Raw genomic sequence first — 22,490 nt, forward strand, 5'->3', positions numbered from 1 at the left:
ATTCTCAGCCGGAGCTAAAAATGAGAGATAGTCATCCACAAGCACTTTTTGATGTTCTTGAAGGATCATTGGCAACATCATCGAACACTTTACAAACTATTCAACGTAATGCAAAAGCGATTATCAAACTGAATCGTGCTGTAAAAGGGTTACTGCCGGCTGAAATCAAACCCATGTGCCGTGTTGCAAACTACCGTAATAGTATTATGGTCATTGAAGTGGCAAATGCCAGTTGGATGACCCGACTTAATTACGAAAAACTCAATCTTCTTTCTGCATTAAGAACGTCCATTCTACCATCTTTATCTTCTATCGACATCAGAATCAATCCCGATCTTATGCGAAAATCGAGGCAAAATAGCTCAGTAACTAAGCAAACGGCCTCAATGAGTCAAAAAATGAACGAACGCCAGATAAGCACACAAACCGCACAAGCACTTTTGAAATTAGCAGAGAATAGCCCGAAGGGATTAAAAGAAAGATTTGAGCGGCTGGCTGCACTAGCCGGAGAGAGTACTAGTGCAACCAACAGAAAGGGCTAACTTCGATTAGCTTTCGAAGATAGCTGCATAATCACGTCTTATGCAAACACCGCTGAAGGTGCTTTGAATGCGACAGGCAATTGAGCTTCGTCTTCAAATGTGACGAGATCCCAAGCTGATTCTTTCGCTAAAACTGCTTGTAACAGCTTGTTATTCAGTGCGTGGCCTGATTTAAACGCGGTGAAAGCGCCAATAATGTTATGTCCACACATGAATAAATCACCAATTGCATCCAACATTTTGTGACGAACGAATTCATCTTCAAAACGTAAACCATCTTCGTTAAGAACTTTATAGTCATCAACAACGATGGCGCAGTCAAAACTACCGCCTAAGCACAAGCCTTTTGATTGCAGATATTCAATATCACGCATAAAGCCAAAAGTACGCGCACGGCTAATTTGATTTACAAATGATTCCGCTGAGAAATCAAGTGAGTAGCGTTGTGTGCTACTATCAATCGCTGGGTGCTGAAAATCAATTGTGAAATCAAGGCTAAACCCATTATAAGGTCGCATTTCAGCCCATTTATCACCATCTTCAACACGTACTGTTTCTTTTATACGTAAAAATTTCTTAGCACAATTTAATTCTTCAATACCGCCATCAAGCAGTAAGAATACAAATGGTGCGGCACTGCCATCCATAATAGGGATTTCAGGCGCATTGACTTCAATAACAATGTTATCGATACCTAACCCTGCTAAGGCAGCATTCAAATGCTCAACAGTCGAAATACGCACGTTATCTTCATTAACTAAGCAAGTACATAACATGGTGTCACGAACTGATTTCGCATCTGCCGGAAAATCAACCGGTGGATTAAGGTCAGTACGACGGTAGATGACCCCGGTATTGGCCGGCGCTGGACGTAATGTAAGCGTAACTTTCTTGCCGGTATGTAAACCAACACCAGTCGCTGTAATAATACGTTTTAGTGTCCGTTGTTTGATCATCGTATTTTTCTCGCAATGTTATAAGTCCTACTGATCATCATACAAGATAATCAGTAGGAAATTTTAGCACAAAAAGCGGAGAAACCAATATAAATAAAATTAATCGGCCTGCTTACGCAAGAACGCAGGAATATCAAGATAATCTGGTTCTTTATTTGTTTGCGTATTTTGGTCATTGACCGCTTTAGCCGCTGGCTTCTCTTCTGTTAATGAAGACATGCTATTTTGCATTTGCTGATAGCGCTGTTCCATTGACGCCTGCTGAGACATCTTGTTGCTAACTAGAGTAATTTCTGGACGTTTGTCCATACCAATACCTGTAGCAACAACAGTGACACGCAGTTCTTCGTGCATTTCTGGGTCAAGAGATGTACCGATTACCACAGTTGCATTATCAGATGCGAAGGCACGGATAGTGTTACCCACCGTTTCAAACTCATCCAAGCGCAGGTCGAAACCAGCTGTAATGTTAACCAACACACCACGAGCGCCAGACAGGTCAATATCTTCCAATAATGGGCTAGAAATGGCCATTTCAGCGGCTTCTTCTGCACGGTCTTCACCGCGAGCTACACCTGACCCCATCATCGCGTAGCCCATTTCTGACATCACAGTACGCACGTCAGCAAAGTCTACGTTCATTAAACCTGGGCGAGTAATCAGTTCAGCGATACCTTGTACTGCACCTTTTAGTACGTCATTTGCCGCACCGAAAGCATCCAGTAATGAGATACCACGACCAAGTACTTTTAATAATTTATCATTTGGGATAGTGATCAATGAGTCAACATGTTTTGACAACTCAGTGATACCCGCTTCTGCGAATGCCATGCGCTTTTTACCTTCGAAATTGAAAGGCTTAGTCACAACAGCAACTGTCAGAATACCCAATTCTTTGGCAACTTCGGCAACAACCGGAGCTGCACCAGTCCCTGTACCGCCGCCCATACCCGCTGCGATAAAGACCATATCTGCGCCATCTAAAGCATTACGCAGCGCCTCACGGTCTTCTTCAGCGGCATTACGGCCGACTTCAGGGTTTGCACCCGCACCCAGACCTTTGGTAATACCTGTACCGATCTGGATAGTTTGTCCAACTGCGGTTTTACGCAGCGCCTGTGCGTCTGTATTGACAGCGAAGAACTCAACGCCTTCAATACGTTCACGCACCATGTGTTCAACGGCGTTGCCGCCGCCGCCGCCAACGCCGATGACTTTAATCACCGCATCGTTGGTTAGCTCCATTGGTTCAAACATAATGTCTCTCCGTTTTGTGCTTACTACTTTTGAAGCTAATAATATGCTTCTTTATCAAAATTAAAATTCTTTTCTCAGCCAACTGGTTATTTTACTAAACCACCCGCTAACTGATGCACGTTTTTCTACTTCGGTATCATCACCTAAATGGCTTTCTTTACCGTAATGCAGAAGCCCTACCGCTGTTGAATAATATGGCTCCTGCGCGTAATCCGTTAATCCTGTGATGTTGAGCGGTGTACCAATACGCACTTGCGTATGGAACACTTTTTGAGCGCACTCGACCAAACCGTCGATTTGCGCAGCTCCACCAGTCAACACGATACCAGCTGCCAAATGGTGTTTGACACCTTGTTGACGTAACTGTTCCTGTAAATTTAAAATTTCTTCATTTACTAAATTTAACAGCTCAGTATACCTTGGCTCGATCACTTCTGCTAAGGTTTGACGCTGTAAACTTCTTGGTGGTCGCCCACCAACACTTGGTACTTCAACGGTTTCATCTTTACTGACGATAGAACCGACTGCACAACCATGGCGCACTTTAATGGCTTCTGCATCACTGGGTGGCGTTCCAAACGCATATGCGATGTCACTTGTCACCACATTGCCTGCATATGGAATCACTTTCGTATGGCGTAAAGCCCCACCAGTATAAACCGCCATGTCCATTGTGCCGCCACCGATATCGACGACACATACACCTAATTCACGCTCATCTTCCGTTAAAACGCTATAACTTGCAGCGAGACCGGCAAAAATAAGCTGATCAACTTTTAACCCACAACGTTCAACGGCTTTGACGATATTCTTCGCCATATCGTTATGGCAGGTGATCAAATGAACTTTTGCTTGCATACGTACACCCGATAGACCAACTGGGTTTTTAATCCCTTCTTGGTAATCTATTGCAAATTCCTGTGGTATTACGTGCAAAATTCTGTGTTCATCACGTACACGTACCGATTTTGCTGTATGCACAACACTGTCAACATCTTCTTGCGTCACTTCTTCTTCTGAAACTGGCACCATACCAATCTCATTTTGACAACTGACGTGCTTACCCGATAGTGCAAGGTAAACCGATGAAATTTGGCAGTCAGCCATTAATTCGGCCTGATCAATGGCTCTTTGTACACATTTTACCACTGATTCAAGGTCGTTTACGCCACCTTTGTCCATTCCACGAGATGGACAACTTCCCACCCCAATAATATTAACCATACCATCGGGCAGAATTTCGCCAACAAGGGCTGATACCTTGGAAGTTCCAATTTCAAGGCCTACCACTAATTTTCTGTCCGTTGCTTTAATCATTTTTTCTGCCTAATTTTTGTTATTAGTCATCGTCTTTATTGTAACTCCGGTGGAGCATCGACCAATAGTGGCGCCCAGCCCACCGCAGCACCACTGGAATAACGTAAGTCAACATAGTCAACGCGTTTATCCGTTGTTTGCTGCAAAAGCGGATACAGTTCAAGGAACCGATTTAACCGCTCTGACACATCTTTCTTACCTAATTCGATTCTAACATCGTTGTCTAAAATAATTTGCCAGGCATTTCTGGCTGTCATCGATAATGATTTTAGCTTTAGGTTATGTGCTGCTAACGTGTTCTTAAAAACTGCAAATTCCTTAAGGACATCTTTTTGGCTACCTTGTGGCCCATACAGCAACACATAATCCCCTTTACCATTTTCGCTAACTGGCAAGTTAAATACTCTGCCTTGTTCATCTACCATGTTTTGATCATTCCACCTAGCGAATGGGCGGTATTCAACAATGTGAATTTTCAATTCATCTGGCCATTGTTTACGCACCGTCACTTGGCGTACCCATGGCATCATGCTTATTTGGTTCTGGATAGCGTTGACATCAACGGTCATAAATGTCCCCGGCTGCCCTAAAGCTAAAATGGCCTTTCTGACATCATCATTTGTGGTGTAATGGCGCTCCCCCGTTAACACCAATTTAGACATCGGCAACCTGTCAGCATCTTTCATCCAAGTCATCACCATCCAACCACTCCAGAGGATAGTGCCAAGCACAAATAGGAAGAAAAATAACCCACCTAAAAATGCACCATTACTCGGTCCTGAACGTGGATCCTCGTCATTATTTTGATTATGATGCCTAACGTTTAGTGCTGCTTGTGACATATCAACGAGCCAATTTTAAAATTTGTACAACTAACTGTGAAAAACTCATACCAGCCTGTCGAGCTGCCATCGGTACTAGACTATGGCTTGTCATACCCGGTGATGTATTAACTTCCAGCAGATAAAATTGACCATCATTATCTTGCATTACATCAACTCGTCCCCAGCCTTCGCAGCCAACGGCTTGGTAAGCTTTCAGTGCTAATTCTGCGAGCTCAGATTCGAGCTGTTCACCTAAACCACTTGGGCAAAAATATTGAGTTTCATCAGATAAATATTTTGCTTCGTAGTCATAAAAAATACCCGGTGGTTGAATACGAATTGACGGTAACGTGTTATCTCCCAACACAGCAACCGTGAACTCTGGGCCACTCAGCCATTTTTCAATTAACAACGTTTCATCAAATTGAAACGCGAGGTCCAAAGCAGCCGGCAATGACTCTAGGCTATCAACTTTACTCATGCCAACACTAGAACCTTCTAGACTAGGTTTCACAATCAGAGGTAGCCCTAACAATTGCACTTTAGCGACAATTTGCTCATGAGATGCCTGCTTATACTGCTGCTGTGTTAAGTAAACATATGGCGATACACTTAATCCTGCACCTTGCCATAATTGTTTTGTTCTCAGCTTATCCATACTCAGCGCTGAAGCCATAACACCACTACCGGTATAAGGGAGGTTTAGTGTTTCTAACAACCCTTGTAATGTACCGTCTTCACCACCTCGGCCATGTAACGCAATAAAAACTTTATTAAAACCTGCATCTTTCAAGGTTTCTACAGGGAAATCTTGGGGGTCAATAGGATGAGCATCAACACCTGCTTGGCGTAACCCCGCCAGCACAGCATTTCCTGACTGAAGTGAAACTTCACGTTCAGCAGATGAGCCTCCTAATAGAACCGCAACTTTCTCTGTCATTTTTATTCCTCAACCATCGGTGGCTGTAATTTTGCTTCAGCTAGGTTTTTAGCTATTTTACCAATATTTCCTGCGCCTTGAACTAAAATTAAATCATTTTCATCAAGAGTTTGAGCTAATATATGCGGAATTTGTTCAGTATCGGCAACATAAATAGGATCAATCTGACCACGACCACGAATTGTTCTGCACAATGAGCGGCTATCTGCACCCGGTACATGCTTTTCACCCGCTGAATAGACATCTAGCATTAGCAGTACATCTACCTGCCCTAAAACATTCACAAAATCATCGTATAAGTCACGAGTACGGGTATAACGATGTGGTTGGAATACCATAACAATGCGTTTATCTGGCCAACCCGCTCTCGCGGCTTTAATCGTTGCATCCACTTCTGTTGGGTGGTGGCCATAGTCATCGACTAGCATCACTTCACCCTCTTTGCCATTCACATTACGCAGAGGGAAATTCCCTAAGAAATCAAAGCGGCGCCCCGTACCTTGAAACTCAACTAGTGCAGATAAAATATGTAAATCGTCAATACCTTCTTCTGTGGCAACAGCTACTGCGGCTGTCGCATTGAGCGCATTGTGACGTCCCGGTGCATTTAGAACCACAGTCAGCTCTGGCATATTTTCACGAGCAATGGTGAAAAAGCCTTGATTTCCTTTTTGCTCATATTGCGTAATACGCACATCAGCATCTTCACTAAAACCATAAGTAGTAATGTAGCGACCAATTTTAGGTAGCAACGAACGAATGACAGGATCATCAATACACATTACTGCACGCCCGTAGAACGGCAGATTATGCAAGAAATTAATAAATGTATTCGTTAAATTATCGAAGTCGCCTTGGTAAGTATCCATATGGTCAGCTTCGATATTTGTCACGACCGCAACTAACGGTTGCAAATGTAAAAACGATGCATCGCTTTCATCGGCTTCTGCAATCAAGTAACGGCTACTACCTAAACGTGCGTGTGTTCCTGCTGATTTAACTAACCCCCCATTCACAAATGTGGGGTCAAGACCTGCTTGTGCATAAATCCCAGAAATCATTGCTGTAGTGGTCGTTTTCCCGTGGGTACCTGCAACGGCAATACCATGACGGTAACGCATTAATTCAGCCAACATTTCCGCACGACGAATAACAGGAATACGCAATTCTTTGGCGGCTTGAATTTCAGGGTTCTCACTCGAGATAGCCGTTGATACGACAACAACACTCGCGTCTTCAACGTTCTCTGGGCGGTGATTAAAGTAAATCGTTGCCCCTAATGCGGTTAATTGTTGAGTCACTGCATTCGGTGCTAAATCTGAACCACTAATTTCATAGCCTTCATTTGCCAACACTTCAGCGATACCACCCATGCCAGCACCGCCGATGCCGACAAAATGGATGTGCCTAACTCTTCTCATTTCTGGCACTGATGTTCTTAATTTCGCTAATTGTTGTGTATTCACTATATTTCTTCGCTTCTAATTAATTCGATATCAATTATGGCTAATATTATTTAGCCACTTCGCAAATCACGGTAGCAACTCGCTCAGTTGCGTCTGTAATTGCACAGCTATGCGCTTTTTCGGCCATTGAGAGTAATTCGTTTCTATCCCATTGTTCTAATAAGCTCGCCACAGCATCTGCGGTAAATTGTGATTGTTCTAAAATTTTAGCCGCTCCCGCTTTTTCTAGCGGTAATGCATTCCAATATTGTTGACGATCTTTATGTTGAAAAGGCACAAAAATAGCCGGTAAACCTGCGGCTGCAATTTCACTCACTGTTAATGCACCTGACCGACAGACAACAATATCTGCCCATGCGTAAGCTTGCGCCATATCATCAATAAATTCAGTAACTTTATACTCGGAATTGACTGAAACTTGCATATGTTCATTATACAATGCTTCTGTCGATTCCTTACTGGCTTTTCCCGCTTGATGCCAGATATTTAACTGTTTGCCTACTTTTTCAGCAACTCGCGGCATCACTTGATTTAGAATTCGAGCCCCTTGGCTGCCACCAACAACTAATACACGTATAGCACCTTCACGACCAGCTAAACGAACCTGTGGCGCAGGTAGTGCTAAAACATCTTCACGTACTGGATTACCGACAACTGGTGCGTTAGGAAATGCCCCCGGAAAGGCTTGTAATACTCTTTTTGCGATTCGAGATAACCATTTGTTCGTTAAACCCGCGATACCATTTTGCTCATGAAGTACAACAGGAACACCGCATTGCCATGCTGCAATACCGCCGGGCCCCGAAACATAGCCCCCCATACCTAATACAGCATCGGGTTGATAACGCTTAATAATTGTTTTGGCTTGGCGAATCGCTTTATAAATACGCCATGGCGACCCCAGTTGCGCTGCGATACCTTTGCCCCTGAGACCCGAAATTTGAATGAATTCAATATCGATACCATGTTTCGGCACTAATGTAGCTTCCATTCGGTCAGCCGTACCTAACCAACGGATCTCCCAGCCTTGAGCCTGCAAATAATGAGCCACGGCTAACCCCGGAAAAACATGCCCTCCGGTTCCACCTGCCATGACGAGTAATTTCTTTGCCTGACTCATTTAGTGCTCCTTACAAACGCCTGCGCTTTTTCAAGGCGTGTTTCAAAATCAATTCTCAGTAATATCGCAATGGCAGCAGCCATCACCAGTAAACTCGAACCACCATAACTAATTAGCGGTAGTGTTAAACCTTTTGTCGGTAACATACCTGATGCGGCGCCAACGTTAACTAACGCTTGGAAGGTAAACCAAATACCAATAGAACAAGCCAAATAACCACCGAATAATTGGTTTGACATCAATGCACGACGGCCGATCATCATTGCTCTAAATGCCAACATAAAGACCATCAGCAGAACCAATACAACGCCAAAGTACCCGAGCTCCTCAGCTAAAACCGAGAAAATAAAGTCTGTGTGTGCTTCTGGCAAATATTCTAATTTTTGTACTGAATTTCCAAGCCCTTGCCCAAATACTTCACCACGACCAAAGGCCATTAAAGATTGAGTTAGCTGATAACCACTTCCAAACGGGTCATCCCATGGATTCAAAAATGACGTGACTCTACGTAAGCGGTACGGCTCGAACCAAATCAAAGCCAATACCCCCACCGCACAAGCGGCAATACCGATAATAAAGGGGGCTAACCTTGCTCCTGCTAAAAACAACAACCCGAGAGTGGTAACCACTAAGACGATAACTGTCCCTAAGTCAGGCTGTAATAAAAGCAAAGACGCCATAACAATCAAAATACACATCGGTTTGATAAAGCCAAGAAAACGGGTTCTGACTTCATCAGATTTACGCACTAAATAACTGGATACGTAGCAAAACAACGTAAATTTCGAAATTTCTGCCGGCTGAATTTTTACCAAACCGATGTCTATCCAGCGTGATGCCCCGTTAACGGAACTTCCTGCAACCAACACCACGACTAGCATGCCAAGAGAAGCCATCAACAATATGAAGTTGTACTTCTCCCAAACCGCCATCGGAATACGCATAACACCTAGAGCTAAAATAAATGCGATAACGATATACACCACATCACGCTTAGCAAAATAAAACGGGTCTTCGGTTAAGCGCTGGCCAACTGGCATGGACGCAGAGGTGACCATAATAAAGCCAACCGCGGCTAAACCGAATGCCAACCACACCAATGTACGGTCGTAAAGCGTTGAGCCTGAAATCACGCCATTTTTTTCACCAATGACCCAATTTTTTAAACGCATCGCACCCGGTATCGTCATTAACCTAGCTCCTGGGCTAATTGAGCAAAGACAGTTCCACGCTGCTCAAAACTTTTAAACTGATCCAAACTGGCGCACGCTGGGGATAACAGCACCATGTCCCCCGCTTTTAGTTGAGGCGCAATTTGGCGTAAGCTTTGTTCCATCGTCTCAGTCAAAACTGATTTTTCAGGTGCCATATCCGCTAACTCTTTGCCATCACGGCCAAAGCAATATAAACGGTAGTTATCCGCAGCAATATATTGTTTTAATGGTGAAAAATCAGCTGACTTGCCATCACCACCTAATAATAAGTAGATATTGCCGTCCACATGTAACCCATTTAACGCCGCTTCAGTACTTCCAACATTGGTGGCTTTCGAGTCATTAATCCAGCGAACACCGTTATTGAATAACACTAATTCGAAACGATGCGCTAACCCCGCATAGTCTTTCAATACTTGAAGGCAAGCTGGGCGAGGAATACTCACCGCATCTGCCAGTGCTAGCGCGGCCAACGCATTGAGGTAATTGTGTTGGCCAGTTAAGTGCATCTCATTGACAGCGAGCAGCTCTTTTCCTTGAGCCACTAACACCCGTTTTTGGGTATCAAAGAAATAATCACCACTATTTAAGCCAAAGCTAATACATTCTTCCAAGGTATGATTGACAGGTAAGGTCAGTGCATCTTGTACGTTAACAATGCAGTTTTTAGCATCGTTATAAATTTTTAATTTAGCTTCACGATACTGCGCTAGACCTAATGGGTATCTATCCATATGATCTTCACTAATATTTAAGACTGTCGCGGCGGTCGCTTCTAAACTTGAAGTGGTTTCTAATTGGAAGCTGGAAAGTTCTAAAACGTATAGACGATGCCCTGCATTGAGTAATGAAAGCGCTGGCGTACCAATATTGCCACCAACACCAACTGAAATACCCGCAGCTTTAGCCATTTCACCAACCAATGACGTGACGGTACTTTTACCATTTGAACCTGTAATGGCGACAATCGGTGCATCGGCTTCACGACAAAACAATTCGATATCACCCACAATTTCGATGCCGTTTTCTGCCGCTTCCTGCAACTGAGGTGTTGCCAACGCAATCCCTGGACTCGCGACAATTAAATCGGCTGCCTGTAACCAGCTATTATTCAAGCTGCCACTATGGCATTCCACATTCGCAGGGAGTTTATCTACCCCCGGAGGCACTGCACGGGTATCCATAACACGAGGCACAACGCCGCGCGCAAGGAAAAAATGAACGCAAGATAGGCCAGTGATCCCCAGCCCAATAATAACGACGTTCTTACCCTGATAATCGACCATCTTAACGCACCTTCAAGGTTGCCAGCCCAATGAGGACTAACATTAATGAGATAATCCAGAAGCGCACGATAACGCGAGGTTCTGGCCAACCCTTCAATTCATAATGGTGATGAATTGGTGCCATGCGGAAAATACGTTGCCCGCGCAATTTAAATGAACCGACTTGTAAAATAACGGATAATGTCTCAACCACAAACACACCACCCATAATCACTAATAAAAACTCTTGGCGCAGTAATACAGCGATAGTTCCTAGTGCACCACCAAGAGCCAATGAGCCAACATCACCCATAAATACTTGGGCTGGATATGTGTTAAACCATAAGAAGCCTAACCCTGCCCCCACAATGGCAGTACAGACAATCACTAATTCACCTGCATGTGGTAAAAATGGAATATGTAAGTAACTGGCAAAATTAACATTACCTGTTGCCCATGCCACTAATGCAAAACCTGCAGCGACAAATACCGTTGGCATGATAGCCAAGCCATCCAAACCATCTGTTAGGTTTACTGCGTTACTGGTTCCTACAATCACAAAGTAAGTCAGCAAAATATACAGCATGCCCAGTTGTGGCATCACATCTTTAAAAAATGGCACCACTAGCTGCGTTGCTGGGGTGTCTTTACCAATCGCGTACATGGAAAAGGCAACAATTAACGCAATCACGGATTGCCAAAAATATTTCCAACGTGCGATTAGACCACGAGTGTCTTTACGTACCACTTTACGGTAGTCATCAACAAAACCGACAATGCCATAGCCAACTAACACAAGTAATACACACCAAACATAAGGGTTGTCTAAGCGAGCCCATAACAAAGTTGAAACGGTGATTGAAAATAAAATCAATAACCCGCCCATAGTTGGGGTTCCGCGCTTACTAAAGTGAGACTCAGGGCCTTCATTACGAACGACTTGGCCTATTTGCATTTTTTGTAAATAAGCAATTAAATGCGGCCCCATCCACAAAGCAATGGCAAGTGCCGTCAGCAAACCGACAATGGCCCTGAACGTCAAATAAGAAAAGACGTTCAGAACAGAAAACTTGTGGACCAACATTTCGGCAAGCCAGACTAACATTCGAAGCACTCCTTCAATGCATTCACAACATCTTCCATCGCGGAACTGCGTGAACCTTTAACTAAAATAGAAACAACGTCCTTCTGCTGTGCTAGCGGAATTAGTCGAGTTAATAAATCGGATTTCACTGTGAAATGCTCACCACATTCACTAAATTGGCTGATCAACTCACTTAATTGACCAACACTGAATACTTTGTCTAAGCCTGCTTGTTTAGCGGCGACACCAACACGCTGATGGCAATCTTCTGCATAATCGCCCAGTTCACCCATGTCCCCCACCACTAAGATGCGGTAACCTGGCATTTTTTCGAGAACATGGATTGCTGCGATCATCGAACCATCATTTGCGTTATAAGTGTCGTCTAAAACCACCTTGTGCTCCGCTAAGCGCACAGGGTATAACCGCCCCGGTACCGACTTCGTTTTCGCTAAGCCATTTTTAATATTGTCGAGGCTAGCACCGACTGAAATGGCTAATGCACTCGCCGCTAACACATTAGCGATGTTATGCAGCCCTGGTAATGGCAAGGTGATATCAACACTACCAGCGGGAGTGTGTAACACAAAATCCGTTGTCAGCTGGTTCACTTGGATATCAGAAGGATAGAAATCCACTTTTGCTTGTGGCGTTAGTGAGTAATACCAAACGGTTTGACGTGGCTGAAACTGCCACTTTTCACTGTAGCTATCAAGGTTAACAATTGCAGTTCCTTCTTCTGGAATACCTTGATAAATTTCACCTTTCGCTTTAGCAACCCCTTCCGGTGAACCAAAACCCGCTAAGTGTGCAGCAAATAAATTGTTAACTAATGCGGCTTCTGGTTTGACAATATTGGTTGTGTAGGCAATTTCATTTGGATGATTAGCGCCCATTTCTATCACTGCGAAATCATCATCATGGGTTAAACGAAATAGGGTCAAAGGTACACCTATATCGTTGTTTAAATTACCAGCAGTATATAAGGTTTTACCGCGCTCAGATAAAATGGACGCAGTCATTTCTTTGACCGATGTTTTGCCTGAAGACCCCGTTAAGCCAACGACCCGGGCTCTACTCTGCTGACGAACCCATGCAGCCAGTTGGCCCATCGCGATACGCGTGTCTTTCACGATAATTTGTGGGCAATTCACTTCTAGTTTGCGCTCAACGAGTAACGCCTTAGCGCCCGCCATAACGACTTGCTGCGCAAAATTATGGGCGTCGAAGCGTTCACCTTTTAACGCAATGAATAGGCAATTTTCAGCAATTTTACGGCTATCAGTACTAACCGCGCTAACCATTGCATTGGTGTCTGGAGCTGATTCAATCTGCCCTTGGGTAATTTGTGCCAATTGAGCGAGTGTTAAAGGGATCATGCGATTACCCCCAACAAACGAGCTACCGTTAGACGGTCTGAGTAATCTAACTTGCGCTGACCAATAATTTGATAATCTTCGTGCCCCTTACCTGCAATCACAATCACATCATCAGGAGATGCCTGCAAAATAGTGTTTGTCACGGCTTCTGGACGACCCGGTATGGCCAAAGCACGGCTGGAATCTAATAAGCCCGCCATAATATCATTAATAATATCGATAGGGTCTTCACTGCGCGGGTTGTCGTCTGTGATCACGATTTTATCTGCATACTCTTCTGCAGCAGCCCCCATTAGTGGACGCTTGCCTTTGTCACGGTCACCACCGCAACCAAATACACACCATAATTGACCTTTGCAATGTAAGCGTGCTGCCGCTAAAGCTTTTTCTAAGGCATCAGGAGTATGCGCATAATCAACGACGACTGTCGGTTTATTCGGTGCACTGAATACTTCCATACGCCCACATACTGGTGATAATGAAGAGGTAGTAGCCAGCAGTTTATCTAACGGATAATCCATCATTAGTAAAGTTGCCATTGCCACTAATAAATTGCTGACATTAAATGCACCCATTAATGGGCTTTCAAAGCGCCCATTTCCCCATGAGGAATCAAAATGGATGCTGGCACCTTTATCGTGATATTCAACCTCAGTGGCTTTTAGCCATGGGCCTTGCCAGTCATTTGGAATGCGGTTTTCCATGGTCACTGCGCACGCCTGTGGTAAACGTTGTAGCCATTTCAAGCCAATAGCATCATCCGCATTAATGATTTGCGATTTTGTATTATGCGTGGAAAACAACAGCCATTTTGCGGCTTCATAGCTTTCCATATCGCCATGATAATCAAGGTGATCACGACTTAAATTGGTAAACACCGCGGCATCAAACTGTAAGGCAGCAACTCGGCCTTGCACTAAGCCATGGGAAGACACTTCCATCGCTGTTAATGTCGCTTTTTGGTTCAATAATTGGGTCAATTCAAGTTGGATATCTACCGCAGAGCCGGTAGTATTTTCGCTTGGCGACACATGGCCTAATAGGCCATTACCCACTGTTCCCATTACAGCGCTAGTTTCCCCTAGCCCTTGAGCCCACTGAGCAATTAATTGTGTCGTCGTTGTTTTACCGTTTGTACCCGTCACACCAACGAGTTTCATATTAGCTGATGGCTGCTGATAAAACTCCCCCGCAAGGGCTGATAAACGATTATTCAGGTCATTTAAATAAATGACAGGGACGCCATGAACGAAACGAATTTCACCTTCAACAGCTTCACCTTCCGCTTCCGCTATCACAGCAGAAACCCCTTGAGCAATTGCTTGAGGAATATAGTGTCGCCCATCTGATTGATGGCCTTTTATTGCAATAAACAGATCGCCCGCGGCAGCCTTTCGACTGTCTAGCGTCATCTCACGCAGTGAGATTGGAGTTGTGCTCACACCAAAGGGTGAGAGTAGATCACAAAGATTACGATCTGCCACTTTTAACCTCTTTTTGACTATTTACAATTTCATTTTGTTCATTTGGTTGCAATGCATCGGGTTCAACGTTCATCAACCGTAGAACCCCTCCCATGATTGAACCAAATATCGGTGCAGATACCGCACCACCGTAGTATTTACCTGCACTAGGCTCATTGATGAGCACTACTAACGCATAGCGTGGGTTACTCGCAGGAGCCACACCCGCGGCGTAAGCTAAATATTTTTCAACGTAACGCCCTTCAGGACCCACTTTCTTCGCAGTCCCTGTTTTAATAGCAATGCGATAGCCTTTAATTGCTGCTCGTGCTCCCCCGCCTCCGGGTAAAGCCACACTTTCCATCATATGAACCACTGTTCGCATGATCGGCTCAGGAAAAACACGTGTTCCTGATACAGGAGGGTCAACCTTCGTGATAGATAATGGCCGATAAATACCAAAACTACCGATAGTTGCGTAGGCTCGCGCTAACTGTAACGGTGTTACCATTTGCCCGTAGCCAAAAGAAAAGGTGGCCCTTTCTAAATCAGACCACCGTGTTTTTTTACTTGGAAAGATGCCACTACTTTCCCCGACTAACCCCAGATTAGTCGGCTTGCCAAACCCAAAGCGGCTATACACATCCACCAGCTCAGTGGCAGGCATCGCTAACGCAAGTTTTGAAACACCTACGTTACTCGACTTCTGTAAAATCCCAGTAATTGTTAGTTCAGCATACCGTGCTACGTCTTTGATCTCATGACCACTAATACGATATGGATAAGTATTAATTACTGAGTTTTCTTTAATAATTTTGTTGTGTAGCGCACTCATTACCACCATGGGTTTCACTGTTGAGCCCGGCTCGAAAATATCGGTGATAGCACGGTTACGCATCGCATCCATTGATGTACCCGTTAAATTATTTGGGTTATAGGATGGACTATTTGCCATTGCTAAAATTTCACCGGTATGAACATCCACTAAAATTGCTACGCCCGATTCAGCTTTATTTTCCTGTACACCACGTGTTAATTCACGGTAAACAATGGATTGAATGCGTTCATCAATACTTAATGTCAGATTATGCGCAGCTTGGCTGTCAACAGAGGAAATCGTTTCAATCACTCGCCCATTACGGTCTTTGCGAACTGTACGTTCACCTGGTGCACCTTTTAACCAACGGTCAAAGCTTTTCTCGACACCTTCAATGCCTTCGCCATCAATATTTGTTACCCCCAATAAGTGAGCGGTAACTGGGCCTGATGGATAATAACGACGAGACTCTTTGCGTAAGTAAATACCAGGTATTTTTAGTTTTTTAACGTAATCGCCAATAGATGGGTTAACTTGACGCGCTAAATACACAAAACGGCCTCTTGGATTGGCCGATATTTTGCTGGTAATTTGTTCTAATGGGATCTCAAGGGCATCCGCTAATGCTTTCCAGTGCTCGTCATTGCTGATCCCCCCTTTTTCGAACACTTCTTTGGGGTCAGCCCAAATTGCATTAACTGGCACACTCACCGCCAGTTGCCGCCCTTCTCGGTCGCTGATCATGCCTCGGGAAGTTGCGACTTCTTGCACTCGTAAAGAGCGCATATCGCCTTCTTTCACCAGTTTCTCTGGTGCGATAATTTGCAGATAAGCCACCCGCGTCAGCAACCCTGCTAACGCCAAGACAATGCATCCGCACAGCAAAATAAAGCGCCAGCGGACAAAGCTGGTACTTTCTTCTTGTTTCTTATTTTTCGCTGTTTTTGGTGCTTTCATTAGGAACCTTTTTATTGCTTAGAAACAATAATTTTTTCTTGTGATGGTTCAACTTGTACCATCTGTAATTTTTCAACCGACAAACGTTCTATTCGGCTATGGCTCGCAAGGGCGTTTTCTTCAAGGATCAAATTGCGCCATTCGATATCTAATAAGTCTTTTTCTTCATACAATTTATCTTTAGCTGCCGTTAACAAACGCGTTTCATGTGCGGTAGTCACAACAAAAACGGCACTGATTATAATTGCAGCCAATAAAATCAAAGGAACGATACCATAACGAAATAAATCACGCCCAATGACGCGAGCTAGGCTGTGCCTTTCTGGAACCATTATTCCGCCGCCTTTTCAGCAAACCGCAACACAGAACTCCGTGCGCGAGGATTTTCGTCAATTTCGTTTTCCGAAGGTTTCATCTTACCTAGGTCACGTAACTGCGCTGCGCCTAACTCTTTAATCTGCGCTTCAGTCAGTGGAATACCGGCTGGCACTGATGGTCCTTTACTATTTTTGCGAATAAACCGTTTTACTAATCTATCTTCCAAAGAATGGAAGCTGATAACCGATAAGCGCCCTTGTGGTGCTAAAACGTTCATAGCGCCTTCTAACGCTTTTTCAATCTCTTCCAATTCGCTATTAATATAAATACGAATCGCTTGGAAGCTACGTGTTGCAGGGTGTTTATGTCGGTCTTTCATCGGACTGACTTTGGCAATTAACTCTGCAAGATGCCGTGTACGTGTTAATGGCTCTTCCTCTGGGTTATGGTTACGTTCAACAATCGCTCTCGCAATTCGTTTCGCAAAACGCTCTTCTCCAAAGGTTTTCAATACCCAAGCAATGTCATCCGCTTCTGCGTCCATCAACCATTGCTGTGCGGATTGCCCTTTGGTTGGGTCCATTCGCATATCTAACGGCCCGTCACGCATAAAGGAAAAACCACGCTCTGGGTCATCTAACTGCGGTGAAGAAACCCCTAAGTCAAGTAATACGCCATCAATTTTCCCTGTTAACCCTTCTTCTTCCACATACTCTGCAATCGCAGAAAATGGGCCATGCTTAATCATAAAACGCGGGTCATCGATAGCCTGTGCCGCTTTTATGGCTTCTGGATCACGGTCAATGGCGATTAACCTTCCTTGTGCGCCAAGCTGGCTTAATATCAACCTTGAATGGCCACCACGACCAAAGGTGCCATCGATATAGATACCGTTAGGTTTAATGTTTAAACCGTTCACGGCTTCATCCAGTAATACTGTTACGTGTTTAAATTGCTGTTGCGTCATTATTAAAGTGACAAATCCTGTAAGCGGGCTGAAAGTGGTTCATTGGTAAGGCGCTCAGCGGCAATATCATCTTCCACTTGCTGATACCAAGTCTGTTCATCCCAAAGTTCAAATTTATTAATCTGGCCAACCAACATGACCTCTTTGGTTAGCCCTGCGTGTTGACGCAATGTACTGGCTAACAAAAGACGCCCCGCGTTGTCCATTTGGCATTCACTTGCATGACCTAATAACAGCCGTTGCACGCGTCGTTCTGCTGGGTTCATCGTCGATAGCCGAGAAAGTTTTTCCTCGATAATCTCCCATTCAGGTAAGGTATAAAGCAACAGGCATGGCTGGTGAAGGTCAATGGTACAAACCATTTGCCCTTTCGATTCCTCGTTCAGCATTCCTCGATAACGAGTTGGCACGGTTAGACGCCCTTTGCTGTCGAGATTAACCAGTGTTGCCCCACGAAACATACCCGATTAAACCCCTTTTATTTTCCACCCACCCACTTTACCCCACAATTCACCACATATAAAGTTTACGAATGGTATGAAAACGTTGTCAAGCCAGTAACATCCGGCTTTAGCTTTATTTACAGAACAATTCAGAAAAAATAAGGGGAGGTAAAATCTAACTTGGAAATAAAATGGGAAATAACAAGTTGATATGATTAACATATTTTATTAAGTATCACCTAAATAAGCGCTAACATAATAGTTTGCTGTAAAATCATACAAATTAATGGAAATTCAACTTATGTCTCATTTTTAATCAGTGTATCTTGTACCGGTTATTTACTTCTGTTGAGTCCTCAAATAGTCATTAATTTTTAAATAGGCCCAAAACGTGCTGCCAATAAAATAAAATCATTACATATCAATAGAATAAATAACTGTTTTAATAAACAGTAATTTAATTCAAAATATTTATCGCACAAATCAGTAATACAACCATAATAAATTTATATTAATTTATTTATCCGATTTAGCTTTCATTTTAAAATCCGCAACAAACCAATTAAGATAAATCCTAAAGTTAAATATTTACCTAATTTTTGCCTATAAAAAAAAAGCCCCTACAAGATAGGGGCCGTTATATTACTCATTATTGTGACCAACATCACTCATTATCGTGTAAATATTCACTGTTCGATTAAAGTTAAGTCTATTTTATTACTGCTTACGACCTAAACTTCCACGGCGACATAAATCACGACGAATACGTGTAATACCAGGTTCTGGTTTTTGCTTTTCATCAAGGCTGGCAAGCACCAATTCTAAGATGCGTTCAGCGATGTCTCTATGGCGCTGTGCCAAAGAAAGCACTGGGCATTCAAGGAAGTCTAATAATTCATTATCACCAAATGTGGCAATAACCATATGCTCAGGTAAACGACCACTGCGCTTCAATGCGACATCTAGCACGCCTTGTAGTAAGGAGAATGATGTTGTAAATAGTGCGTCTGGCATCTTGTTGCCACTATCAAGCCAATGAGCAAAAACCTCTGCGGCTGAATCGCGTTCATAGCTATTTGCATACAGGTAATCAATCTTGCGCGGGTCTTCATGCCATGCTTTACGGAAACCTTGCTCGCGCAGGTAACTGACTGATAATTCAGGTAACGCCCCCAAATACAATACCGATTCAGCTTTAAATTTGCGTAATTCTGCTGAAATCATGAAAGCATCTTCTTGGTCATCACCAACAACACTAATAAAGTGTTCTTTTTCAAGGGCTCTATCCAGTGCGATAATCGGTAAAGAACGATTCGCCCAACGCTGATAGAACGGGTGTTCTGGCGGTAATGCTGTCGAAACAATTATGGCATCAACTTGTCGTTGTAAAAGGTGTTCAACACAACGAATTTCATTGTCGGGTTGGTCTTCTGAGCATGCTATCAACAATTGATAACCACGCTGACGCGCCTGCCTTTCAAGGTAATTTGCTATACGGGTATAGCTCGTATTTTCCAAGTCAGGGATCACTAACCCTATAGAACGGGTACGCCCTGCTCGTAGCCCCGCAGCAACTGCATTTGGATGGTAATTGTGCTCTCTGACGACTGCCATCACTTTTTCTACAGTTTTATCGCTGACTCGATACTGCTTGGCCTTGCCGTTGATCACATAACTAGCCGTTGTGCGGGAAACACCCGCTAGACGGGCTATCTCATCCAGTTTCACGTTAACCTCTTTACAATTTTGGGAATAGCCCCGAGTCATTCGGGGCCTTAAACGCGATTATTCTACCTTCGGAAGATAAATTTTTCATCGCATAATTTTATCACCGCGCGAAACACCGACGATCCCTGAGCGTACAACTTCAACAATTTCAGCAACACCACGCACTGATTCGATGAAAGCGTCCAGTTTTTCGCTTGTCCCCGCTAGCTGAACGGTATAAAGCGTTGGGGTGACATCAACAATTTGTCCACGGAAAATATCTGCACAGCGCTTCACTTCATCACGCCCATATCCAGAGGCTTGTAGCTTCACTAACATGATTTCACGTTCGATATGTGCTGACGCCGTCAGCTCACTGACGCGCAACACATCAACTAGTTTATGCAATTGTTTCTCAATTTGCTCCAGAACCTTTGCATCCCCTTTAGTTTGGATAGTCATACGTGACAGGGTTGGGTCATCTGTTGGTGCAACGGTCAAACTTTCAATATTATAACCACGTTGAGAGAACAGACCTATGACACGGGACAAAGCACCTGATTCATTTTCTAATAAAACGGATAAAATACGACGCATGATCAGGTCCTCTCTGTTTTGCTCAACCACATTTCATCCATTGCACCACCACGGATCTGCATTGGATAAACGTGCTCAGTTTCATCAATATTGACGTCAACGAAAACTAATCGCTGATTTTCATTCACTTCAACAAGGGCTTGTTTTAGTTTTTCTTCTAGCTCATCAGGTGTTGCTATCGAAATACCAACGTGGCCATACGCTTGTGCTAACTTGATGAAATCAGGCAATGATTGCATGTAAGATTGTGAGTGACGGCCTTGATAAATCATATCCTGCCACTGTTTTACCATGCCTAAAAAACCATTATTTAAGTTGAGCACTAAAACCGGTAAGCCATATTGCAGAGCGGTTGAAAGCTCTTGAATGTTCATCTGGATGCTACCATCCCCTGTCACACAGACAACGGTCGATTTTGGATGCGCTAATTTCACCCCTAGAGCAGCAGGTAAACCAAAGCCCATCGTGCCGAGTCCTCCTGAGTTTATCCAATGGCGAGGTTTATCAAAGGGATAATACAATGCGGCGAACATTTGGTGCTGCCCAACGTCAGACGTTACATACGCTTCACCTTTCGTTAAACGATAAATCATTTCAATGGCTTGCTGTGGTTTAACTTTTGTTTGGCTTGTTTCGTAACGTAAACACTGTTTGCTGCGCCATTGCTCAATTTCTTTCCACCACGCAGTGAGTGCTTGGTTGTCTTGTTTGGCTGAAGCTTGGTCTAACTGACCTAACATTTGTTTTAATGTGAGTTTTGCATCGCCAACAATTGGGATATCGGCATTGACCGTTTTTGAGATAGACGTTGGGTCAACATCAATTTGAATGACGGTCGCATTTGGGCAATATTTTTCTAAATTGTTCGTTGTTCTATCATCAAAACGAACACCAACGGCAAAAATCACATCCGAGTTATGCATCACCTTGTTGGCTTCATAGGTTCCATGCATCCCAAGCATTCCCACGGATTGCTTGTGCGTTTCTGGGAAAGCCCCTAATCCCATTAAGGTTGATACCACCGGTAATTGCAGTTTTTCTGCCAACTCTATAAGTTCAGCAGAGCAATTCGCGTTAATCGCCCCTCCGCCAATATAGAAAACTGGTTTTTTGGCTGAAACCAATTTAGTTAATGCTTTTTTGATTTGGCCTTTGTGTCCTTGTAATGTAGGGTTATAAGACCGCAAAGAAACGTTCTCTGGATAACGGTAAGCAAACTTCAAAGCTGGGTTAACGGTGTCCTTAGGAAAATCAATCACCACAGGCCCTGGACGGCCACTTGCTGCAATATAAAACGCTTTCTTGATGGTTTCAGGAATTTCTTCTGCGCTTTTAATTAAAAAACTGTGTTTGACTATTGGCCTTGAAATTCCAACCATATCGCATTCTTGAAACGCATCGTTACCAATTAGCGAGCTTGCAACCTGCCCTGATAACACCACCATTGGTACGGAGTCCATATAAGCCGTCGCAATACCGGTAATCGCATTTGTTGCCCCAGGACCAGATGTCACTAAAACAACCCCAACATCCCCTGTTGAGCGTGCATAACCATCTGCCATATGAACGGCGGCTTGTTCATGGCGCACTAAAATATGTTCTACCCCACCAACTGTATGAAGTGCATCATAAATATCTAATACCGCACCGCCTGGATAACCAAACACGTGCTTTACTCCTTGGTCAATCAACGACTTGACGACCATTTCCGCTCCCGACAACATCTCCATGAGTTTGCCCCCAGACATTATTTGCAAGTGAAGAGGTATGAACTACCTCTTTATTTTTATCATTAAAATTGTGAAATTCGTGCTATTAACATATCGCTCTGGCTGAAACGAAGCAAACACCATTTCA

The 22,490-nt window shown here is 43.7% G+C and carries 20 protein-coding genes; 1 reads left to right on the forward strand and 19 read right to left on the reverse strand.

Annotated elements, in window-relative coordinates:
• The first annotated feature begins 20 nt into the window (after nucleotides 1-20).
• Nucleotides 21-542, forward strand: a complete 522-nt coding sequence (locus tag PR725_RS10005) for a DUF721 domain-containing protein (protein ID WP_109912939.1) — start codon at nucleotides 21-23, stop codon at nucleotides 540-542.
• Between the two features lie 38 nt (nucleotides 543-580).
• Here the strand turns inward: PR725_RS10005 and lpxC are convergent, their stop codons facing one another.
• From lpxC to ilvI, 19 genes are all read right to left on the reverse strand, one after another.
• Nucleotides 581-1,498: a UDP-3-O-acyl-N-acetylglucosamine deacetylase gene (gene lpxC / locus PR725_RS10010; RefSeq protein ID WP_004913165.1), complete on the reverse strand. Its 918-nt coding sequence runs from the start codon at nucleotides 1,496-1,498 to the stop codon at nucleotides 581-583.
• A gap of 99 nt (nucleotides 1,499-1,597) precedes the next feature.
• Nucleotides 1,598-2,755, reverse strand: a complete 1,158-nt coding sequence (ftsZ, locus tag PR725_RS10015) for a cell division protein FtsZ (protein WP_004262022.1) — start codon at nucleotides 2,753-2,755, stop codon at nucleotides 1,598-1,600.
• A 60-nt stretch (nucleotides 2,756-2,815) separates the two neighbouring features.
• Nucleotides 2,816-4,072, reverse strand: a complete 1,257-nt coding sequence (ftsA, locus tag PR725_RS10020) for a cell division protein FtsA (protein WP_004262024.1) — start codon at nucleotides 4,070-4,072, stop codon at nucleotides 2,816-2,818.
• A gap of 35 nt (nucleotides 4,073-4,107) precedes the next feature.
• Nucleotides 4,108-4,914: a cell division protein FtsQ gene (gene ftsQ, locus PR725_RS10025; RefSeq protein WP_004913170.1), complete on the reverse strand. Its 807-nt coding sequence runs from the start codon at nucleotides 4,912-4,914 to the stop codon at nucleotides 4,108-4,110.
• A 1-nt stretch (nucleotide 4,915) separates the two neighbouring features.
• Entirely contained in the window at nucleotides 4,916-5,836 is a 921-nt protein-coding gene (locus PR725_RS10030) for a D-alanine--D-alanine ligase (RefSeq protein WP_004913172.1), read from the reverse strand.
• A gap of 2 nt (nucleotides 5,837-5,838) precedes the next feature.
• Complete coding sequence (gene murC, locus PR725_RS10035; RefSeq protein WP_004913175.1) at nucleotides 5,839-7,302, reverse strand: UDP-N-acetylmuramate--L-alanine ligase; 1,464 nt, start codon at nucleotides 7,300-7,302, stop codon at nucleotides 5,839-5,841.
• A 46-nt stretch (nucleotides 7,303-7,348) separates the two neighbouring features.
• The gene (gene murG, locus PR725_RS10040; protein ID WP_272568814.1) at nucleotides 7,349-8,422 is read right to left on the reverse strand and encodes an undecaprenyldiphospho-muramoylpentapeptide beta-N-acetylglucosaminyltransferase; all 1,074 of its coding nucleotides are present in this window, start codon (nucleotides 8,420-8,422) and stop codon (nucleotides 7,349-7,351) included.
• A complete protein-coding gene (gene ftsW, locus PR725_RS10045) occupies nucleotides 8,419-9,612 on the reverse strand; it encodes a cell division protein FtsW (RefSeq protein WP_109912942.1) in 1,194 nt (397 codons plus the stop codon). Before ftsW ends, murG begins: the two co-directional genes overlap by 4 nt.
• Entirely contained in the window at nucleotides 9,612-10,922 is a 1,311-nt protein-coding gene (murD, locus tag PR725_RS10050; RefSeq protein WP_004913186.1) for a UDP-N-acetylmuramoyl-L-alanine--D-glutamate ligase, read from the reverse strand. Before murD ends, ftsW begins: the two co-directional genes overlap by 1 nt.
• 1 nt (nucleotide 10,923) lies before the next feature.
• Nucleotides 10,924-12,006, reverse strand: coding sequence for a phospho-N-acetylmuramoyl-pentapeptide-transferase (gene mraY / locus PR725_RS10055; protein ID WP_004262035.1), 1,083 nt, complete (start codon nucleotides 12,004-12,006; stop codon nucleotides 10,924-10,926).
• Nucleotides 12,000-13,364: a UDP-N-acetylmuramoyl-tripeptide--D-alanyl-D-alanine ligase gene (murF, locus tag PR725_RS10060; protein ID WP_272568818.1), complete on the reverse strand. Its 1,365-nt coding sequence runs from the start codon at nucleotides 13,362-13,364 to the stop codon at nucleotides 12,000-12,002. The genes mraY and murF overlap by 7 nt, the downstream gene beginning before the upstream one ends.
• Nucleotides 13,361-14,848 carry a UDP-N-acetylmuramoyl-L-alanyl-D-glutamate--2,6-diaminopimelate ligase gene (gene murE, locus PR725_RS10065; protein ID WP_004913192.1) on the reverse strand — a complete coding sequence of 496 codons (1,488 nt, stop codon included), beginning with the start codon at nucleotides 14,846-14,848 and terminating at the stop codon, nucleotides 13,361-13,363. Before murE ends, murF begins: the two co-directional genes overlap by 4 nt.
• Nucleotides 14,835-16,601: a peptidoglycan glycosyltransferase FtsI gene (gene ftsI / locus PR725_RS10070; protein ID WP_004913194.1), complete on the reverse strand. Its 1,767-nt coding sequence runs from the start codon at nucleotides 16,599-16,601 to the stop codon at nucleotides 14,835-14,837. The genes murE and ftsI overlap by 14 nt, the downstream gene beginning before the upstream one ends.
• An 11-nt stretch (nucleotides 16,602-16,612) precedes the next feature.
• Entirely contained in the window at nucleotides 16,613-16,933 is a 321-nt protein-coding gene (gene ftsL, locus PR725_RS10075) for a cell division protein FtsL (RefSeq protein WP_004913196.1), read from the reverse strand.
• On the reverse strand, nucleotides 16,933-17,886 hold the full coding sequence (rsmH, locus tag PR725_RS10080; RefSeq protein WP_004913197.1) for a 16S rRNA (cytosine(1402)-N(4))-methyltransferase RsmH: 954 nt from the start codon (nucleotides 17,884-17,886) through the stop codon (nucleotides 16,933-16,935). Before rsmH ends, ftsL begins: the two co-directional genes overlap by 1 nt.
• Nucleotides 17,887-17,888: 2 nt before the next feature.
• On the reverse strand, nucleotides 17,889-18,347 hold the full coding sequence (gene mraZ, locus PR725_RS10085; RefSeq protein ID WP_004262043.1) for a division/cell wall cluster transcriptional repressor MraZ: 459 nt from the start codon (nucleotides 18,345-18,347) through the stop codon (nucleotides 17,889-17,891).
• Nucleotides 18,348-19,046: 699 nt separating this feature from the next.
• Nucleotides 19,047-20,057: a catabolite repressor/activator gene (cra, locus tag PR725_RS10090; RefSeq protein ID WP_004913203.1), complete on the reverse strand. Its 1,011-nt coding sequence runs from the start codon at nucleotides 20,055-20,057 to the stop codon at nucleotides 19,047-19,049.
• Nucleotides 20,058-20,141: 84 nt separating this feature from the next.
• The gene (gene ilvN, locus PR725_RS10095; protein WP_004262045.1) at nucleotides 20,142-20,633 is read right to left on the reverse strand and encodes an acetolactate synthase small subunit; all 492 of its coding nucleotides are present in this window, start codon (nucleotides 20,631-20,633) and stop codon (nucleotides 20,142-20,144) included.
• Nucleotides 20,634-20,635: 2 nt separating this feature from the next.
• Complete coding sequence (ilvI, locus tag PR725_RS10100; protein WP_004913206.1) at nucleotides 20,636-22,363, reverse strand: acetolactate synthase 3 large subunit; 1,728 nt, start codon at nucleotides 22,361-22,363, stop codon at nucleotides 20,636-20,638.
• Nucleotides 22,364-22,490: the final 127 nt, after the last annotated feature.

It is taken from the genome of Providencia sp. PROV255 (assembly GCF_028478065.1).
Classification (GTDB): domain Bacteria; phylum Pseudomonadota; class Gammaproteobacteria; order Enterobacterales; family Enterobacteriaceae; genus Providencia; species Providencia rettgeri.

Excerpts from the sequence above, each read along its gene's own strand:
- ftsZ (WP_004262022.1), bottom strand. The coding sequence starts at position 2,755 with ATGTTTGAACCAATGGAGCTAACCAACGATGCGGTGATTAAAGTCATC.
- PR725_RS10030 (WP_004913172.1), bottom strand. The coding sequence starts at position 5,836 with ATGACAGAGAAAGTTGCGGTTCTATTAGGAGGCTCATCTGCTGAACGT.
- murF (WP_272568818.1), bottom strand. The coding sequence starts at position 13,364 with ATGATCCCTTTAACACTCGCTCAATTGGCACAAATTACCCAAGGGCAG.
- ilvI (WP_004913206.1), bottom strand. The coding sequence starts at position 22,363 with ATGGAGATGTTGTCGGGAGCGGAAATGGTCGTCAAGTCGTTGATTGAC.
- mraZ (WP_004262043.1), bottom strand. The coding sequence starts at position 18,347 with ATGTTTCGTGGGGCAACACTGGTTAATCTCGACAGCAAAGGGCGTCTA.
- lpxC (WP_004913165.1), bottom strand. The coding sequence starts at position 1,498 with ATGATCAAACAACGGACACTAAAACGTATTATTACAGCGACTGGTGTT.
- ilvN (WP_004262045.1), bottom strand. The coding sequence starts at position 20,633 with ATGCGTCGTATTTTATCCGTTTTATTAGAAAATGAATCAGGTGCTTTG.
- murG (WP_272568814.1), bottom strand. The coding sequence starts at position 8,422 with ATGAGTCAGGCAAAGAAATTACTCGTCATGGCAGGTGGAACCGGAGGG.
- PR725_RS10005 (WP_109912939.1), top strand. The coding sequence starts at position 21 with ATGAGAGATAGTCATCCACAAGCACTTTTTGATGTTCTTGAAGGATCA.
- ftsL (WP_004913196.1), bottom strand. The coding sequence starts at position 16,933 with ATGGTTCCAGAAAGGCACAGCCTAGCTCGCGTCATTGGGCGTGATTTA.
- ftsQ (WP_004913170.1), bottom strand. The coding sequence starts at position 4,914 with ATGTCACAAGCAGCACTAAACGTTAGGCATCATAATCAAAATAATGAC.
- ftsI (WP_004913194.1), bottom strand. The coding sequence starts at position 16,601 with ATGAAAGCACCAAAAACAGCGAAAAATAAGAAACAAGAAGAAAGTACC.
- mraY (WP_004262035.1), bottom strand. The coding sequence starts at position 12,006 with ATGTTAGTCTGGCTTGCCGAAATGTTGGTCCACAAGTTTTCTGTTCTG.
- rsmH (WP_004913197.1), bottom strand. The coding sequence starts at position 17,886 with ATGACGCAACAGCAATTTAAACACGTAACAGTATTACTGGATGAAGCC.
- ftsA (WP_004262024.1), bottom strand. The coding sequence starts at position 4,072 with ATGATTAAAGCAACGGACAGAAAATTAGTGGTAGGCCTTGAAATTGGA.
- murD (WP_004913186.1), bottom strand. The coding sequence starts at position 10,922 with ATGGTCGATTATCAGGGTAAGAACGTCGTTATTATTGGGCTGGGGATC.
- ftsW (WP_109912942.1), bottom strand. The coding sequence starts at position 9,612 with ATGACGATACCGGGTGCGATGCGTTTAAAAAATTGGGTCATTGGTGAA.